Origin of the sequence: Shewanella sp. SG41-4 (genome assembly GCF_014164505.1) — a bacterium.
In the GTDB taxonomy this organism is placed as follows: Bacteria; Pseudomonadota; Gammaproteobacteria; order Enterobacterales; family Shewanellaceae; genus Shewanella.
This window is the reverse complement of the sequence record NZ_JACJFI010000064.1, coordinates 1-17,572: the sequence shown is the minus strand read 5'-3', so window position 1 is coordinate 17,572 and position 17,572 is coordinate 1. Positions and strand designations below refer to the sequence as shown.

The window sequence follows — 17,572 nt, the reverse complement described above, 5'->3', positions numbered from 1 at the left end:
ATATGTGTTTGCTGTAAACGATGATTTGACAGCTAAATGACAGACGAAGTAGATGAATTTGTTGATTGATTTTAATTTGACTGCAAAAGCAGTCAAATAAGTTAGGCTCGCCTATTGACTGGCGGAAGGCTCATATGTGTTATGCGCTCCCGAGCCTAGATAACAACCTTTTATAGAAAACAATATTGTCGGCACCAATTCCTGGGCGTACCAAACTATCCAAATTTGGTCGACTAAAACTAAGCTGCTCAAATTGACTATGAAATGGAGAGTCAGTGACGAGTCGTATGCAGCTACCCTTAAATTCGTCAAATTGCTCTGCGGTTAGGTCAATGATTACCTCAGAACCGACGAGCACCCAATAGTGAACACTATTTCTACCCGAGATAATTGCTCGATTTCGAGTAAATACGACTTCTTCAACTCCTTTAGCGTCCAAATATAGCGCAACCATCTGGCTAATAGCTGCGCAAGAGCCATGAGGGAAAGAACTTAGCTCAGGATTTAAGTATTCAGCTTCATTCAACTCATCGATTAAAGCAACGCAAAACCGTTCGACCAAATCTTGCAAAATGAACTCCTTGTTGAAAAGAAAAATCTGGTCATCCATTTTAGATGAACAACATAATGTACTTTCAGTTTGTCTACAACTTGTAAGAGCTAAAATTGCTTAAATGAGATTCATAAAAAGTTGAAAGGCAATAATTTGCATCGAAAGAGCAAAAGCCTACTGTTCCCCCTTTTAACGACTTGTATTTTTTGTTTACGAAACTATTTCCTAATTTTACTCATAGCTTTCATGTAGCTGTCTAGCTGCCCCATTGAACTTAACATTCTAAATGGGTTACTTCTTGCGGCGTCATCCTTATGGGCTTCGGTTATGCAACACCAAGGACACAAATCGCTCTCTGCTACTAGTGGCTCTGAGCAACTATCACAAGTATGAGGCGCAATTAAAATATCGCTCTGAGAGAATGTAAAAACATCACCAGACTCATTTTTAATATATGGTTTTGGGTGGCTTTTACCAATAACTAACTCATACCAAGTTAATTCATATTTTTTAGCTATTTCTTTCGTCAAATTAATGTTTTCTTTAGAGTATTTTGAACCAATGATAATACTAGTTACCAAATCACAGGGAATGTATAAAATATCGTTCCCCGCTACTTTCTCCGATACTTTTTTTATATCAACAAACCTGCATTCTTGCTCGTATTTCCAGTCATCATATTTAGCAAAATATGATTCAACAAAAACATATTCTTGTAACGCATAAGAGTGACGTGGTTTTTTTAAAACTGCAGCTCTTTGAAGGATAGGTTGAAGGTGCTCACTTGGTGCATCTCTGTATGTAACATCCCAAATTGGGTTACCTTTAAAGTGCTCTTGCAACTTATCTAAATCAAACTCTAATACGAATCCTGTATGATTATTTGCATAATGCGCCCACATAGGGGAAACAATCGGAGATTTAGAAAAACATGTCGTTGGGCTTTGGGGAATACCAGAAATAATATCATTATAAAAAGCAAGTTGATCAGCAGGAGTGTTCAAATCCATACCAAGGAAAAGCTCATAAGGATCATTGTAATCCTGAGGTAAAGAACATTTTACACCACAAAATCCTTCTTTTTGGAAAACTAGTTCGATTACATCATTTGAAAAGTATTTATATATTTTTGACATTTGAATCGATCATCCATATACGAAAAAACAAACGCCTGCCTAAGGGACTGGCAACTCTCATCACAAACTCAAACTGTAGTGGCAGAGCCAAATTGGTCATAAATTCATAATTACTTTGTTCCATTACTAAAATTTGGTCAATGGTTAGTTGCCAAAGATAGTAGTGTGTTATGCGGCTGACACGCTTTGGGGGCATTTTCGATTTAGGAATGGCAGCGTATCGACTGTGAACGCTGCCATTTTAGTATGATACTTTAATACTCAGTATGAATCTTTATTACTTGGTATGAGAATTTATTACTCTCTCACATTATAATCCTAGCTCGGTATGGTAGTTCACTAGCGTAGAGAATCTATACTCCATACTATTTAAGACATATATATCATTAGTAATTTGGGCTTGAACATATTTATCAACATAAGCGGTAAATTGTTTCTCAACGTGATGCTCTTTACCTTCAAGATGTTTTATAGCCCACCTTGGTTTTAACCCAAATACTTCATCGGAAATGTGAGTATCATCCTTGATAAGCATTGCTTTTGCGTAATCAAGTCCCATACCTTTAATTCTAGGATCTGGATGAGTTTTGTTTCGGACAAGGATTAAGGACGCATCATGTCTTATGTTTGAATGCACTGGTATTGCAAACGTTAGATCACCCAAGGAAATTTTTACTATTCCGTGGCCTCTAACTTTGCCTGGCATCCATTCGCCTAGTTTCATATCAAAATCTAGAGCTTGAATTAGCGTTTGGTTATCTATGTAGAAAGACGGTGTAAGTTTTTTTAATTGCACAATTGCTCCATACGAAAAACCCCAGTTGTTAAACTGGGGTTTACGGTAGCTAATACGGGAATTTGGGTTTTTTACGTGGGGATGTTCCTACCGCCACAATAATACGGGAATTTGGGTTTTTTACGTGGGGATGTTCCTACCGCCACAAGCTACAAGTCAATAGTATGACGGGGCGGTCAATAATGCAAGTAAAAGTGGTGATTTTCCCTTACCTCATGGGGGACTTCTGTAGAGTTCAAAAGCTACCCTTATAAAATGGGAGGAGATAGGGGGCTCATTTGAGTGGTTTATTTGTTGTAGCTCATTTATATTGCAGAATATCTAAATGAACCTAGTGCTAATAACAGGTTCTTATGGGTATACTCAAATAAGCTATTTTGTGCTCGGCAATTGTAAGGGATTTTTTATGGTTGATTTTAAGAAAGGACAAAGAGTGACCCATCCAACAGTAAATAGCGTAATGGTAGTTAATGGTTCTGCTTCAATAGGGGGGGTAAAAACCAGTAATGGCAATTTTAAAGCTGCTACTAAAAAGGGTTATACAAGCTGTACATATCGCATTAACGGTCGGACGAATCAAATTGATTTTCCCACTCATGAATTAGTGCTTGTTCCTGATGTAAAACTTCGCACGCCTGAGGATGAATTAAATCAACTTTTACAACAAGCAATAAAAAGGTTAACTGATGGAGGTATGGATCAAGATACGGCCATTGTAATAGTTGTTAATAATTTCAAGCGGTTAAATAACTCTAATTTGCCTATTACTTTAGAAGCTCTTTGTTCTGAAAATCCATTTGATCCTGATTGGATTTGAACAAGTAAATGATATGAAAATAGCTAGAATCTATATGCGTGTTAGCTCTGAAAGCCAAGACCTAGAACGGCAAGAGCAGCTAGTAACTAACGCCAAGGCCGAAGGTTATTACATAGCGGGGATTTATAGAGAAAAAGCCTCAGGTGCTCGAGCAGACCGTCCAGAACTTTTGCGCCTGATTAATGACTTACAACCTGGCGAAGTCGTTATATCCGAGAAATTAGACAGAATTAGCCGGTTGCCGCTCCAAGAAGCAGAAAGTCTTATCCAAACAATTAAAGATACTGGCGCTAAATTGTGCATACCTGGCGTTATGGATTTGTCTGATTTAGTCAATAATTCTGATGGTATGGCGCGGATAGTCTTAGAGTCTGTTCAAGCTATGCTTTTGAAGCTCGCCTTACAGTCTGCGAGGGATGATTACGAAGATCGAAGGGAGCGTCAGAAGCAGGGGATTAAACTAGCGAAAGTCGCAGGGCGATACAAAGGCCGGCAGGCTAATGAAGATACTCACAATTTAATAATTGCTTTGAGAAAATCGGGGGAATCTATTAGTGACACCGCGATAAAAGCTAAGTGCAGTGAAGCGACAGTAAAGCGGGTATGGCGTCAGTTAAAAATGAAGAGTTTAGGTAAGTAGGAAGTGCAATTTTATAGACCCTACCTCGCTAAGTGAATTGGATTTTGATTGGCTTCGTAAATTTAAAGCGAGTAAATGTCTCGATACTCTTGATATACAAGTGTCTGGTGCAGAAAGAAAAACTTTGCATAATCAATCTTTATCTTCTCGAGAAAAGTTTGCCAATCTCGAATCGATCAACACGGCATTTTGTTTGAGAGAAAAAGAGCTATCAGGTTATTAAATGGATTATTCTGGACTCTCGGCTCGAAGGATAGCAATGTTTTAGCTGGTAACTAGGGTCTGTTGATCTTTCGAGAGTGATTTTTAGACAGCATGGCAAGACGTTATAATTTGCTTCGCCAAAAGTAACCATAACCTCAAGCCATGCGAAGACTTATGCTAACCGATGCACGCTGGGAAAAGCTATTTCATTTAATGAAAAGCACAGGCCGTGTTTATGACAAACCTGAACATAGACAAACATTCGAAGGTATTCTTTACCGCCTTAGAACAGGTATCCCTTGGCGAGATTTACCTAAAGAGTTCGGTCATTGGAGCACGGTATTTAGACGGTTTCATTTATGGTCTAAGAAAGGCGTTCTAGCACATTTATTCAAGGCTTTAGCCAATCTTGCTGATATAGAATGGGTCTTTATTGATGGCTCAATAGTACGGGCTCACCAGCACAGTGCAGGTGCAGCGACGCTAAGTAATGAGAGTATTGGTAAAAGTCGAGGCGGTAATTCAACCAAAATTCACTTAGCCGTCGACAGCGGAGGATTACCGATTTATTTCGAATTATCAGAAGGCCAAAAACACGATATTACACACGCCCCCAGCTTAATTGAACACCTGAAGCAGGTTGATACCGTCATTGCAGATAAAGGTTATGACAGCGATGCTTTTCGTAAACTTATCGCAAATAAAGGCGGGAAATCTGTTATTCCAAGGCGCCGCTATAAGAATACACCTCAAGAAAGAGTCGATTGGTGCTTATATCGGTATCGACATTTAGTGGAGAATGCTTTTGGAAGAATTAAACACTATCGAGCAATATCAACAAGATATGACAAGCTAGCAAGAAATTACGCCAGTATGGTGTCACTGGCGTTTATGTTAATGTGGCTGCCGATATATTGCTGAATAACATTTGTACAGCAAAGATCAACAGACCCTAGATATAAAAATTAATGTTTTAGAACGAATGGACAAGGTGAGCGAATGGAAATTAAGTTGGGAACGATTGATTGGAATGCAATTGGTGCAATATCTACTCTACTTGCTGTTCTGGTAGCATTGTTTTATCAACCTTTTCTCAATCGAAGAAAGCTAAAGTTAGAAACATCAATTATCACAGATCCTAAGACAAATGAGCACCACATAGGTCTTACCGTCACAAATTTGAGTTCCGCTCCAATTTGGATGGTGTCATTTGGTTACATATACAAAGATGAAGAAAAAGCTGTTGCAAACGTCCTTAATACTCCGAATTCTCCTCGGCTATTGCAACCGTCAGAGCCAATTCAACTGAGTACCCCATTAATAAAGTTACACTTGCAAAAACTCGATAAGTTTTTTGCAAAAGATTCATATGGAAAATTTTGGTATTTGAGTCGAAATCAAAAAAAGATATAAAAAGAGCAAATTGAAATTTGTCTTAGCAACAATCCTAAGTATGTTGAGCATAATACCTATTTAATTGCAAAGCCTAAAAAGCACAATGTCAACACAGAAAGTTTAGATTAGGCGTTCTAATTGAACCGCCCTGTGCGGAGCCGCATGCAGTGTGGTGTGGGGGCTGGAGGCTAGATACCTCAGGCTACCCGATTATGTTTTTAGCTTTCAACATTCTCGACAAATCCAACTTCAAACTCTCCATTAGAGGTTGCATCGAATGTACCTAATCCGGATTTCTCTAAAAGTTGCTGTAGAAAGTCATTAATATCAGCATATATACCTATAGTCTTTTTGGCAGTACAGATTTCCATCCACTTTGGAATCAAATCCTTGGGATGGTGCTCCTCTCCTTGTGGTACGATCACTTCATAAGTATCTGATAAAGTAATAGGTTTACCATGAGCAACGTCGTCTCGACATGTGTTTAAAAGATATATTGTTTGTCTTAAGCCGTTCTCGTCTAGATTAATTTCTAAGGCTTTGCAGACCTGCTTTAGCTTTTCTCTAAAGGGCTTTCGTTCTATCCATCCCTCAACGCACTTTTCGCCAATAAAGTTTATCTTTGCTTCTATTGCGAAAGCTAGCATGATTAAACAAGACATAGAAACATAAGTGATACCACTTTCGTTGCCATCAACAAGCCGCCTTTCAAGTTCTTTTTTAAAATGAAATGCACCGTTTGATAAGTCGTTGTGGATACGATAATTGCGCTTTCTTTTTACCTTCAGCTTAACTTTACCCATATTCCCCCTATCAAATGTAACGCCTTAGTATTTATGCGTTGCGCTGTCTGCAAGGCATAAATCGCTTATTGGACTTGGCCGCTGCCACATCCATGACAATTGGTATAAATGATGCTACAGGAATTTACTTTTTTGCGGTAGCGGTTTTTATACAGTTTCCATAGGTAATCACTTGATATTGCTTTAGCTTCCTCATTCTTTTACCGCTCACGTCTGACTCATTATTGAACTTGATTCAGTGAAAGATCGGACAGGCATGGCTTCTAGGTTGAAAGTAACAACATCACATTAGCTTTTCTATCGATACAGCTTTATTCGCCCGACTTGCTTTTTTTAATTTGAAGCAAGCTTTGGGGCAGAAATGTGTTGGCCACGCTAACTTGAAAATGGACAATTATTGGTTAGAGTTAAAGCTCTTGAAGTGATGATTGTCATTAGGGAAAGTATGGCAATCGGATACACGCTAACACCCGTTCCTTAATGCTTATTATACAATTTTTAACTCATCAGACCAATCTTCCCATGAAATACACCGCCCTGGAAATGCAGCTTTAGAAAAATGCCATTCCTCAGAGAGCCATTTACGGACTGTTTGAAAAAGCTCATTATCTAGTTCGATGCTATCATTTCGAATCCATAAATGGACTACACATTGAAAGTGAGGAGAATCGCTCGGGTCGATGTAAACAGAGCCGAGGCATTTGTTTTTTGATTTATTAAATACTGAATAAGCAAACGCCTGTCGTGATTCAAACTCTTGTTTATGGACTTTTAAGCTAGCTGCACTTTCTTCAAGTGTCATATCACTTCTAGGCCACTCAAAACCTGAGCCAAAAATTCCTTGCAACCTTTTTTGACTAGACATTACAGCTTCATAATCTAATTCTGCAATTTCGTCTTCAAGAACTCTAAAATGAAAATACTTATTGTCAAAAATCTTAGGCGGTTCGTAAGTTTCAGAAATGAAAGGATTAGGCATGCTCAGTACTTTCGATAGTTGTATTACGCCTCATTAAGAGGCAAAAAATTGTTGGACAGAAGCGAGCTAGGTTTCCAAATCTAATTCGTGAGTTTAGGATTAAAATTTCTATGGATTAACGCAAAGCACACGGGCGGCGAGCTGCGCAGCAGGTTGACGTCCCAGCGATCGCAGGCCGCGAGTGATGCGCCTTGTTATGCGAGATCTCAATGCGTAGTTTTGATTTCAATGTCTGTTGCCTGCTCATATAGTGTTTTCATGATATTTGAGGCCAGTTCGATAGCAGACTTTAACTCTGCATACGGGTCTAGCTCTATATTTTCTAGTGCATTTCCAATTCTTAGCCGCTTTCGTGAGTACTCATTAAATTTTTCATATGTAGCACTATCTGTCAGGGCTTTAATTCGGGCCTCAATGGAAGATAGCATCACTAAATGATCATTATTAATTTTCACTTCACGCCGGTCTTTTTTTTCGACGAAAAGGAGCCCATAAACAGCTTGCAGAGCAATAAGGTCAGCCTCTAAAAAAGATACAACTGGTTTGAAAAGATTTTCCTGTTTGAAGGATGACGCGAATTCTATTTTTTTCATTTTACGAGCATGACTTAACTCTAAACGTTTAAGCAAAAAATTAATAATTCCGGCGACTAATACACCAAAGAGAGTGAATAATGATCCAAGGACAAGCTTTTCATTACCAGCGATCAAATTACAAAGTAATTCCATTTTTAAACCGGCCTTTTAGTTTAGTAGTGCATAACGCTGTTTTAAGCGGCAAATTGCAGTTGGCTAAAATAAGTGAGGCACGAACAAAAAGCCAACTGTAATTTGTCCGACTTGAAAAACCTTGTTATGAATGCGTACGCTGTTTTGCAACAGGATCAGGTATAATCCCCATAGGATCACCACAATTTAATAAAAGAATTATCTCTTCAGGAAGTTGATGATATTGAAAGTTCTCATCAAATTTTAAGGAATTAAAATCATGCACTGCATCATAAATGATTTCTTCTGCCTCATTTTGAAAATCTGCTTCAATAATAACATCGTCAGAAGGACTTAAGTCCTGTTTAGGTTTACCGGTATGTTTGAGAGAATTATAGATACCGCGATCAAAAATCCGTGTGCGTTTAGAGATATCATCTCTTTCCCTGCGACTCAAAGTTTTAGTATTTTGGTTAATAACTAATTTACTACCTTCCCAAAAAATATCAGATGCACGCATCTTCATTATGACATCAATTGATTTTTCCGTAGCCGTTTTAGTTTGCTGCTCTCTCAATAATGGTTCTGTTATTCCAACAGAAGAACCAGCTAATAAAATAGCTTGTATGTAATCCATATCATTTTGTGCATTTACGTATGACTTAACAGCCCGTAGTATTAAGTTTGCAGCTATTTCTCTTTTATCCATAAGTTAAAATCACACTCCAAATTTCAGGCATTCATAACATTTTATTAGTGCGCATGCGTGTTTACCTCATTAGACCAGTGAAAACGCGCACAGTTAACTGATTGTATTACAAAGAAGTTACCAGCTTTTTATCAAATACACTATCAGGAAAAACGCGCATGCGCGTTTTCCAAACATATTAACTAATTTTGGGGAAGTATATGCAAATGATTTTAAGAGATTTTGTTGATTTCAGGCTGGAAAAATGCACAAGCTAATGAGTTTAAAAACGCTCAAAACGACTTAAATTTGAATATGACTGTATACCCATCCAGCTCCGCTCACTCATTAAGAAGATCTAAAGGCAGGGATAAAGGCAGAGTAAATAAGAATTTGTAGGGCAACTCATTCGTCAATTTGCAATTGTCCAAAGGTGTTCTAGCAAGCTTTGGGGCAGAAATGTGTTAGTCCTTAACCGGCTTCCTCAGCAAAATCGCCAAAAAATATCAAACTATATTATAAATGATCAAACACTATTAAGAATTATCAAACTTTAATATAAACGCACATTTGGGAAGCCAACGTAGCCGATAGTGATTCAGGTAGAGGAGGTTGGAAAAAGCGAATACTGCATTGTAACGATGCAGATACAGACTGGTGTCTGGACACGAAAGTGAGCCCATTTCCAACGGGTCTTCCGTTGCCAGAGAATTCGAAAAACTTTATTCAAGGAGAAATGAAAATGATGATTTCAAATGAGATTAGTGCCTCTCCGTACAGCGCTCAATGGCAGTCAATAGACTGGACATCCGTTGAGCTGAGATTTTATATTCCGCCCGATTGGCGAAGAGCAACCAAATGAAAGGTCCCATTTCAGGTTGGGGCCTTTACCTATCGCAAGAAGGCAAGCAAAGAACTTGAGGAGAAAAACATGAGAATGAGAACGGTAGATTCTCAAGTTTTTCTCCTCAAACTTGAGCGCTAGATGAGAATGTTTAAAATCCCTCCTACACAAGGGTTTTCTTGCTATTCTCAGCTTTTTAAATCTAAAGGTGCACGTGTTCCCATTCAATTCTCTTAGCCCGCTTTAAATGAGTAGTAGTCACAAAACCAACAGGCGCTTCGATGTTCTTTTTAGCATCAAATTTTGCTCCACAGTAAAGTGTCTCTCTATGATCTTGATACACCTGCCGTTCAAGCATCTTTTTGGCTTTATTGAATGAATCATTAGATGTATTACCTTCAGCAACAGAAGCAAAGCTAAAAACCAATAGCGTGAGAGAAAATGCAATTTTAGCAATAGTCATAAAAGGTTTATCAGTATATTTCCCGCTGCCTGCAATTTCATATTCAAGTCCAAATCCACTTACTTTAACCATTGCAGTTTGAGCCGCAATACTAAAAGAAAATGCGATAGCGACTAGAGCGATGAATTTCAAAATTACTCCTTAAAATATCAACAAGGGAGTAGAAAAACCCTCATCTTAAAATCCAATATAAAAATTAGCCAAAATCGCCCCTAAAAACGCGTTGCTGCGTGAAATGTGGATAGGTTTCACCATTGAACGCTAAATGCATTTAACGTAGCCTAAGATATTTTTTGGCTCCGACCTTTTTCTACAGCCTCAACGCTCGCAGAAAGCGCCGCACTTTTTGCGGTCGCTTTTACTGCGCTTGTGTACGCCCAGCATGGTATAAACTAATGAGGTGAAAGTCCTCTGTAGGAAGAACACCGCTTAACTAACTTACTGTTATTAAAGGTTAACTACTTGGATATTCTAACCGGAGTGAATTCCACTCTCCCCTTGGTCCAGAAAAAGAATGCAACGCAAGATGCCACCATGGCGAGAACTATCCCAAATTCATCAACGAAGAATACAGACACATCTTTTTCAACGGTCATTGGATTAAACACTTTCTGGATAAAAATATTTGAACTTGCGTGGTACGTAACAGCTGTCCATACGCTGTTCGTTTTTAAACGTATATACGCCATGATTGTACCCGTCGAGATAATAAACAAGGTAAAACAAAACAGCTGATAATAAATTGACGTCGTTTGATTTCCATACATGCCATAGAAAATCAGCGGCCAATGAAACATCGACCAAATCACCCCGCTCACCAACACAACGCCTGTAAACGACATAGACTTTGATAGTTCTGGCACGAGCAACCCTCGCCAGCCCATTTCTTCTCCTAAAATCGAAGGCAAGGAAATCACAATACTGACCAATGCCATTAGGGTGAAATGAAACATGAAGATACTGAAATCATTCCAATCACTCAGGTTATAGCTTTCCCTTTTCTCCGCGAGGAAATCAGCATTATAAAAATCGCCAAAACCAAGAGTCCAAATAAGGCTGTATGCACAAAACACGATGAAAAACGGGATCAGGTAACTCATCCACTGATATTTCCATGCCCCCCACTCCCAACCTAAACTCGACAGTTTTTTACGTCGCACCAAACAGGTTGCAATAGTCGCGAATCCGACTGACAACATCAATGGAGTCGCTTGCGCCATGCGAAAGATTAACCAAAATCCTACAATGTAAAACAGCGTAACAAAGGACAAAAACACACTCAGCGTCAATGCACTGTCTCTCGATATTTTCATATTTACGTTTCCTATGCGGCGAAATTTGACTGCAAAGTAATAGTCTTCACATATTAAGTTTGAGCGTTAAAAAATGCGCTATTTGCTAATGGAATAGTTCAAACAAAGGCTCGCCACTGCTTCCACTTGGCGGTTGAATGTTAAGTATCATGGCGAGGGTCGACGCTATATCGGTTGGCGACACCCTTCGGACGGATTGTCCGTGTTTTAATCCGGGCCCCATTACGAGCAAAGGAACATGTGTGTCATATACGTAGCCACTTCCATGCACTGTACCTTTTACCTGAGACACATGAATTTCAGAATCATCGTCTTGAATGACACCTGACTCAAAAACTAAAACCAAATCCCCCGAACGCTTTTGGTAATAGCCATTTTGCGCCAAATGCCTATAGTCATGATTGACATATCCTTGAACTCGCAGGTCGGTCGCAGTTAATGCTTCATGTATACCATCTAGTTCAACCAGAATATCGGAAGCTGCGCGCTGCACATCACTTAATGCCAACCCCTGCTGCTTTATATACTTTCGATTTAAATAAATTTGATCGTCGCTGAAATGTTGTAGCCAAGCTCCTTCTCCCAGTTTTTCATTGAGGCCCTTCTCTAACATCTTCTTATAATGAGAAACTCGGGCCACATCGACTGGAATACCTACATGGTCTAAATAGGAGGCGACAGGAATGGCTCCATGATCTGACGTTAAAAAGACAATGTAGTTCTCCGTACCTAGGTGGCGGTCTAATTCATTTAGCAAGGTTGCAATTTCTCTATCCAATCGCACGTAAACATCGGCCAACTCCACTGAATTAGGACCGTATAGGTGTCCCACTTTATCGGTTACCGAGTAGCTGATTGAAAGAACATCCGTCTCACCATTTTTACCTAAGTTTTCTCGTTTAAGTGCTTCCAGTGCAAACTCTGTCACTACTGTATTCCCAAATGGGGATAAGCCCAGTAGTAAGTATTCTAAATTTCGCTTTCGATACTTTTCTCTCAATACTTTAAAGTCATACGGGAATACGGCACGTTCTTCTCCTAGAACGATTTCATAAGTATTGTTGTCTGCGTAGCTTTCTGTATAGCGTTCAATATCAAACATGGGTGTCCAAGTGGAATCTAAGTACTTGTCAGCTCTACCTTGATCGTTGAACGCTTTAACCCATTCTGGAAGCTGCTGCATATAATATGAGCTTGTTATAAAGTTTCCGGAACTCGCATAGGTATCTTGCCAGTAGACACCGTCAGCGAGATGACCGCCAGAGAGTATTGCGGCTCTATCCTTAAGTGAAATACTGATAACTTTAGAACGAAGTTGGGAGCTGAGCTTTATTTGATCCGATATTGTCGTTGTCAGCAAATTTTCCGGCGACGCACCGACCGACACTTGTTGTCTGCTGCCGACAGTGGCGAATTCAGTGTCTTCGACGCTTCCTGTATATCCATTATTATATCGATTGTACCAGCTGTTCGAAATAATCCCGTGCTTTGAGGGGGTTGTACCTGTGTAAATGGATGCGTGGCCAGCAGATGTTACCGTGGGTGTATAATCATATTGTGCATTTTTATAATTAAAACCATTCGACATGAGTCGGTTGAAACCATTTTCAGAATACTTACTTTGGTAACGGTATAGCTGCTCTGCCCGCATTTGGTCGACGACAATACCCACAACAAGTGTCGGCTTTTGCTCTTGTGCATATACCGCAAAGCAACTTGCTAGCCCGAGTAAACAGAAAATCTGTTTTTTACAATAAATCATTATCTTACCTTTGTTCTATTTCGTGCTCAGGACAGCCTTCACTTACGCGACGTTTGCTCGTCATACGAGAGGACGTTGGTTGGGAACCGTTTTCCGAAAGGCGTTTTATGCAATGCATTAATAGCCGCATTCAATACTTTCTGTAAATCAACGCCGACTTCATCAGACAAATCTGAAAACGCGTTTGCAGCATCAAGACAATACAAATTCAAAACTTGAATTTTCTGCTGCCCTTTGGATGTGAGACTGTATAAGGTTTTTCTTTTATCGTTTTCATAAGTGCTCCCTTCAATCAAGCCTAATTTCAATAACATCTTTATTCTCTGTGAAACAAGTTGATGGGTAATATTCAGCGCCGTGGCAATTTGCATCGTTGACACATTAAGTTGTTGTGACATAAACAGCAGCGTTGACGATACCGCGACCGGAAACCCCATATCTTTTTCTAGATACAACTCGTCCGATTGCGCTTGAATAAGTCTATGAAGGTCAAAAACCGTTTTTGCTAAAAATGAATTATTAGATTTCAGTTGATTAGAAAATTTATCTTCTGTACTCATCGAATACGCTCTAGTTATGCCAAGCCAAATTAGGCAAGCGCTTGCGCAATTGATTTCCAATATAACTAATTAGCGAGAACAAACAAACGGCTTAATGTAACAGTTTATGTCATTACGAAGTTTTCGGAGGGAAAATCCAGCTCAACTTTGGGGTTGTATAAGCACTACTAAAGGGAATTAGACGCTATGAAAAATAGCATCCTTTTTATGTAAAAAAGATAGTTGCACGGTTTGTAGTGTGCAACTGATGACAAAAGGTAAAGCTTGATATCCGGATAAACCATTGCGCTACTGACGCAGAATTGAATGACATTTTTTGCTCAATGGATACCGATTAGGTTACTCTTTTGTAGAGTATGGATTCCTTTTTTTTGGTCGACACCAAGCTGATCAAATAGTGTGGTAGAGATCATACATCGCTTTAATAAGAATACCTTTCCACTAAATTCCGGCACTAAACTAATTCAAACAGTATGACGTTGCATCCACACCGTTGAGTTCACAACCCATAGCCGAAGACCAGCCAACGCAATCTGAGGTTCTGCAATTCGCTCATTTTTGCTGTTCGACCTGATACGTTTTTAGTCTGCTTAGGGCGTGAAGCCGAAGTTACCATCAAAAGTGCGGAATGGCCTCTTCTGGCACATAGTTCCTTGTCATATTTGGTTAAACACCGCTATTCCAAATAATGTGGCTACTTAGGCTTACCAGTGAAAGGGGTTATGGTTTGTTTGTGTTGTAGCAATTCATCTTGCAGATCATAGGCCCTAAACATTAGTTCTGAATTCTTTTGCTCAAGTATCTTTCTTGCCGCCACCGCATTATCACGCTCAGTTCTATATTTAGCTTTTTGTAGTGGCATAGTTATTTTGGCCACCTAAATAGAGGTGATATTATTACCTCGTACATGACTTTAGGTGAACACATGAGATCGATAACCAGAAAAACATTTAGTGCTGAATTCAAACTTGAAGCAGCCCAATTAGTCCTCGATAAAAACCATAGCATCATCGAAGCAGCAAAGGCGATGAACGTGGGTAAATCAACCATGGATAAATGGGTGAGACAGTTAAAACTAGAACGCCAGGGTGGCACGCCAAAAGCCTCTCCCATTACCCCTGAGCAAATTGAAATCCGTGAACTGAAGAAACAGGTAGCCCGTCTTGAGGAGCATAATCTTATTCTAAAAAAGGCTACCGCTCTCTTGATGTCAGACTCGATGAACAATTTACGCTGATCAGCGCACTCAAGCAGAGCCACTCTATTCTCACAATTTGTAATGCATTCAAAGTGCATCGAAGTAGCTATAAATATTGGCTAAAAAGAAAAGAACATATCGATGCTGATTTTACAATTTTATGCAGTGAAGTGAAGGCCGCGCATCGTATTAGTAATGGCTCTGCCGGTGCTCGAACGATAGCGCAATTAGTGACTAACAAAGGGATTAATCTCAGTCGTTATCGAGCCCGTAATCTAATGAGAAAGCTTGGATTATTAAGCTGTCAGCAGCCTAAGCATTCTTATAGGAAAGCTGCACAAGAACATATAGCGATCCCAAACACGCTTAATCGACAGTTTGCAGTAACTCAACCAGATCAAGTGTGGTGTGGTGATGTGACGTATGGTGTGCCCGGAGTTCAGCACTAGCATGGAATGCTTTAATGAACCACGAGTCTATCTGAAATACATGAACACTACGGCAGGAGCTACATTGTTTATGGCACTATCTGGTTGTGCAGATAGTTGAGTCTGAGCGGCAGTGACTTATCGTATGCTGATAAGGTGATGTAACTCGCTGACAACGGGGAGTGAGGCGAATTCGTTAAGCCAAGATGCTCCTCTAGACTAAGTATTGGACGGATGAAGAACATGAACCGATTAACCCGCATCTATGGGCTGAAACGTCGCCATTGCCTACACGAATTAACAGGTAATATGGTGCAGTAATAGTGCTAAATGTATGGGCGCTATTGCCGAATTAATGAGTAATAAATATGTACTTATTAATGGATAAACGCTAAATCACAATTCTGCGTTTAAGCATCATCACCTTACAGCACGATAAGGTCAAAGACTGCGATCGGCATCCACCCCAATATGTTCGAGTTCAGGTAGGTAAACCGGGGAAGGTTTGTTTTGAATGCTAAGGGAGCATGACCCTGATGACAAACAAACTGGCGGAGTGTTCGTAGTAGTCTGAGATGGGGAAAGCCCATTACATGGCGAAGGGACACAGTTTAATTGATTTGCGTGAGCAAATTATCTGACCTTAATGAGGTGAAGACCTTTGATAATCAGCGAAATGCAACGCAAATTAGCAACATGGACAGCAACCGATAAAGCGCACCGCGTTAATCGACTGCTGCGCCTTATCAGTCACCCGCATTGGCTTCGCCAAGCGGCTGAAGTAACGCTTTCTTCAAAAGGAGCTAAAACGCCTGGTGTTGATGGACTAACAAAGATTCATATACAGGCTAATTTGGCTGGTTATCTTGATGAGATCAGAAATGATCTGCTGTCAGGTAACTATCAACCGATGCCTGCTAGACGGATCTATATCCCCAAGGCCAATGGAAAGCTACGTCCTTTAGGTATACCAACGCTTAGAGATAGAATAGCTCAACGTGCCATGCTCATGGCAATGGAGCCTATATGGGAAAATGATTTTCATTCGTTGTCCTATGGCTTTAGACCAGAGCGCAGTGTCCATCACGCCATTCGTACGGTTAAACTACAAATGACCGAATCCAATGAGCCTAGAGGTCGCTGGATAATTGAAGGAGACCTATCAAGCTATTTTGATACAGTTCACCATCGATTATTGATGAAATGTGTTCGTAAACGGATCAACTGCCGTCGATTTAATGATTTGCTTTGGCGCTTCATTAAAGCTGGACACATTGAACGTAACCTATTTTGTGCAACAAGCGAAGGCGTACCACAAGGTGGTGTAATTTCTCCGTTATTGTCAAACATAATGCTTAATGAGTTCGATCAATATTTGGATAAATGTTACTTGAGTAAGAAAGCCCGTAAAGACCGCTGGTACTGGAACCACAGTATCAAAATCAAGCGAAAACCTGCGGTTGAGGAAAACAGACAATGGAAACCAGCTGTTGCTTATTGCCGTTATGCTGATGACTTTCTAGTGATTGTCAAAGGCAATAAACAACAAGCAGAGGCAATTCGGGACCAATGTCGACACTTCCTAGAAGGTAAGCTGCAACTCACGTTAAATATGGATAAAACTCATATTACACATGTGAATGACGGTTTTATATTTCTCGGACATAGGATCATTCGAAAGCGTGGACCTAAGGGAAATATGCGAGTGGTGTCTGGTATTCCAAACGGTAAAGCCAAAGCATTTTCTCATTCATTGAGTCAGGCTTTATCAGGGGATCATAGCTGTAGCAAGATAGACAAAGTGGAACAACTCAATCGCAAACTTAAGGGTTGGGCACAATTTTATCGACATACTGATTACACCGCGAAAGTTTACAGCAAAATTGACCGTATTATTTTCTGGAAACTCGCTAAGTGGTTGGCTAGGAAATATCGTTGTTCTATTAAATCGTTAATGATGAAATGGATCAAACGTCCGACACCAAATCAGGCAACGACATGGGTGTTATTTGGCAAAAGCAATCGTGGAAATTTATGTGGCGCGTCACTATTTAGATTAGTGAGTAGCCCTAAATTACCCTTTAGATGGCGAGCACCAGAAGCAAACCCCTACCTCAGAGATGAAATTAGAAATACTGTCACGTCTCGCTATAGCGATGTTTGTAATGGTCTAATGAAACTGTAGAGATTTATAGCTTAAAATAAGCAAAATCTTAAAGGTATTTATCATGATTAGAAAAACGAAAATTACTGTCAGCCCTCTTCAAAAATTAGAATATGCCAAGC

16 protein-coding genes and 1 pseudogene are annotated in these 17,572 nt (G+C 39.7%); 6 read left to right on the top strand and 11 right to left on the bottom strand.

The window, feature by feature from the left end; all coding sequences use genetic code 11:
- Nucleotides 1-139: 139 nt before the first annotated feature.
- The 3 genes from H5202_RS08440 to H5202_RS08430 form a co-directional block, all read right to left on the bottom strand.
- On the bottom strand, nt 140-571 hold the full coding sequence (locus H5202_RS08440) for a hypothetical protein (RefSeq protein ID WP_182771689.1): 432 nt from the start codon (nt 569-571) through the stop codon (nt 140-142).
- 200 nt (nt 572-771) lie between these two features.
- Nucleotides 772-1,689 (bottom strand): DUF2971 domain-containing protein, encoded by a 918-nt coding sequence (locus H5202_RS08435; RefSeq protein ID WP_182771688.1) that lies wholly within the window; start codon nt 1,687-1,689, stop codon nt 772-774.
- 310 nt (nt 1,690-1,999) lie between these two features.
- Nucleotides 2,000-2,485 (bottom strand): hypothetical protein, encoded by a 486-nt coding sequence (locus tag H5202_RS08430; RefSeq protein ID WP_182771687.1) that lies wholly within the window; start codon nt 2,483-2,485, stop codon nt 2,000-2,002.
- Nucleotides 2,486-2,891: 406 nt separating this feature from the next.
- Between H5202_RS08430 and H5202_RS08425 the strand changes: the two genes are divergently transcribed.
- The 4 genes from H5202_RS08425 to H5202_RS08410 all read left to right on the top strand — a co-directional run bounded on the left by H5202_RS08425 (nt 2,892) and on the right by H5202_RS08410 (nt 5,559).
- Entirely contained in the window at nt 2,892-3,302 is a 411-nt protein-coding gene (locus H5202_RS08425; RefSeq protein ID WP_182771686.1) for a hypothetical protein, read from the top strand.
- A gap of 13 nt (nt 3,303-3,315) precedes the next feature.
- The gene (locus tag H5202_RS08420) at nt 3,316-3,942 is read left to right on the top strand and encodes a recombinase family protein (protein WP_182771685.1); all 627 of its coding nucleotides are present in this window, start codon (nt 3,316-3,318) and stop codon (nt 3,940-3,942) included.
- A 366-nt stretch (nt 3,943-4,308) separates the two neighbouring features.
- The gene (locus tag H5202_RS08415; protein ID WP_182771684.1) at nt 4,309-5,067 is read left to right on the top strand and encodes an IS5-like element ISSod6 family transposase; all 759 of its coding nucleotides are present in this window, start codon (nt 4,309-4,311) and stop codon (nt 5,065-5,067) included.
- Nucleotides 5,068-5,145: 78 nt separating this feature from the next.
- Nucleotides 5,146-5,559, top strand: coding sequence for a hypothetical protein (locus tag H5202_RS08410; RefSeq protein ID WP_182771683.1), 414 nt, complete (start codon nt 5,146-5,148; stop codon nt 5,557-5,559).
- 200 nt (nt 5,560-5,759) lie between these two features.
- Here the strand turns inward: H5202_RS08410 and H5202_RS08405 are convergent, their stop codons facing one another.
- The 8 genes from H5202_RS08405 to H5202_RS08370 all read right to left on the bottom strand — a co-directional run bounded on the left by H5202_RS08405 (nt 5,760) and on the right by H5202_RS08370 (nt 13,660).
- The gene (locus tag H5202_RS08405; RefSeq protein ID WP_182771682.1) at nt 5,760-6,344 is read right to left on the bottom strand and encodes a hypothetical protein; all 585 of its coding nucleotides are present in this window, start codon (nt 6,342-6,344) and stop codon (nt 5,760-5,762) included.
- Between the two features lie 487 nt (nt 6,345-6,831).
- Nucleotides 6,832-7,323, bottom strand: a complete 492-nt coding sequence (locus H5202_RS08400) for a hypothetical protein (protein ID WP_182771681.1) — start codon at nt 7,321-7,323, stop codon at nt 6,832-6,834.
- Between the two features lie 206 nt (nt 7,324-7,529).
- The gene (locus tag H5202_RS08395) at nt 7,530-8,051 is read right to left on the bottom strand and encodes a hypothetical protein (RefSeq protein ID WP_182771680.1); all 522 of its coding nucleotides are present in this window, start codon (nt 8,049-8,051) and stop codon (nt 7,530-7,532) included.
- A gap of 124 nt (nt 8,052-8,175) precedes the next feature.
- Nucleotides 8,176-8,739, bottom strand: coding sequence for a hypothetical protein (locus tag H5202_RS08390; protein WP_182771679.1), 564 nt, complete (start codon nt 8,737-8,739; stop codon nt 8,176-8,178).
- A gap of 1,025 nt (nt 8,740-9,764) precedes the next feature.
- The gene (locus H5202_RS24780; RefSeq protein WP_220493808.1) at nt 9,765-10,157 is read right to left on the bottom strand and encodes a hypothetical protein; all 393 of its coding nucleotides are present in this window, start codon (nt 10,155-10,157) and stop codon (nt 9,765-9,767) included.
- A 326-nt stretch (nt 10,158-10,483) separates the two neighbouring features.
- A complete protein-coding gene (locus H5202_RS08380; RefSeq protein WP_182771678.1) occupies nt 10,484-11,338 on the bottom strand; it encodes a CPBP family intramembrane glutamic endopeptidase in 855 nt (284 codons plus the stop codon).
- A gap of 85 nt (nt 11,339-11,423) precedes the next feature.
- Nucleotides 11,424-13,100, bottom strand: a complete 1,677-nt coding sequence (locus tag H5202_RS08375) for an alkaline phosphatase family protein (protein ID WP_182771677.1) — start codon at nt 13,098-13,100, stop codon at nt 11,424-11,426.
- A 38-nt stretch (nt 13,101-13,138) separates the two neighbouring features.
- Nucleotides 13,139-13,660, bottom strand: a complete 522-nt coding sequence (locus H5202_RS08370) for a MarR family winged helix-turn-helix transcriptional regulator (RefSeq protein WP_182771676.1) — start codon at nt 13,658-13,660, stop codon at nt 13,139-13,141.
- Nucleotides 13,661-14,585: 925 nt separating this feature from the next.
- On the opposite strand from H5202_RS08370, the pseudogene H5202_RS08365 reads away from it, so the two are divergent.
- Together H5202_RS08365 and ltrA are read left to right on the top strand one after the other, a co-directional pair.
- Nucleotides 14,586-15,283 (top strand): annotated as a pseudogene (locus tag H5202_RS08365) (IS3-like element ISShfr6 family transposase); the annotation flags it as partial.
- A gap of 664 nt (nt 15,284-15,947) precedes the next feature.
- A complete protein-coding gene (ltrA, locus tag H5202_RS08360) occupies nt 15,948-17,471 on the top strand; it encodes a group II intron reverse transcriptase/maturase (protein WP_182771675.1) in 1,524 nt (507 codons plus the stop codon).
- The last annotated feature ends 101 nt before the right edge of the window (nt 17,472-17,572 follow it).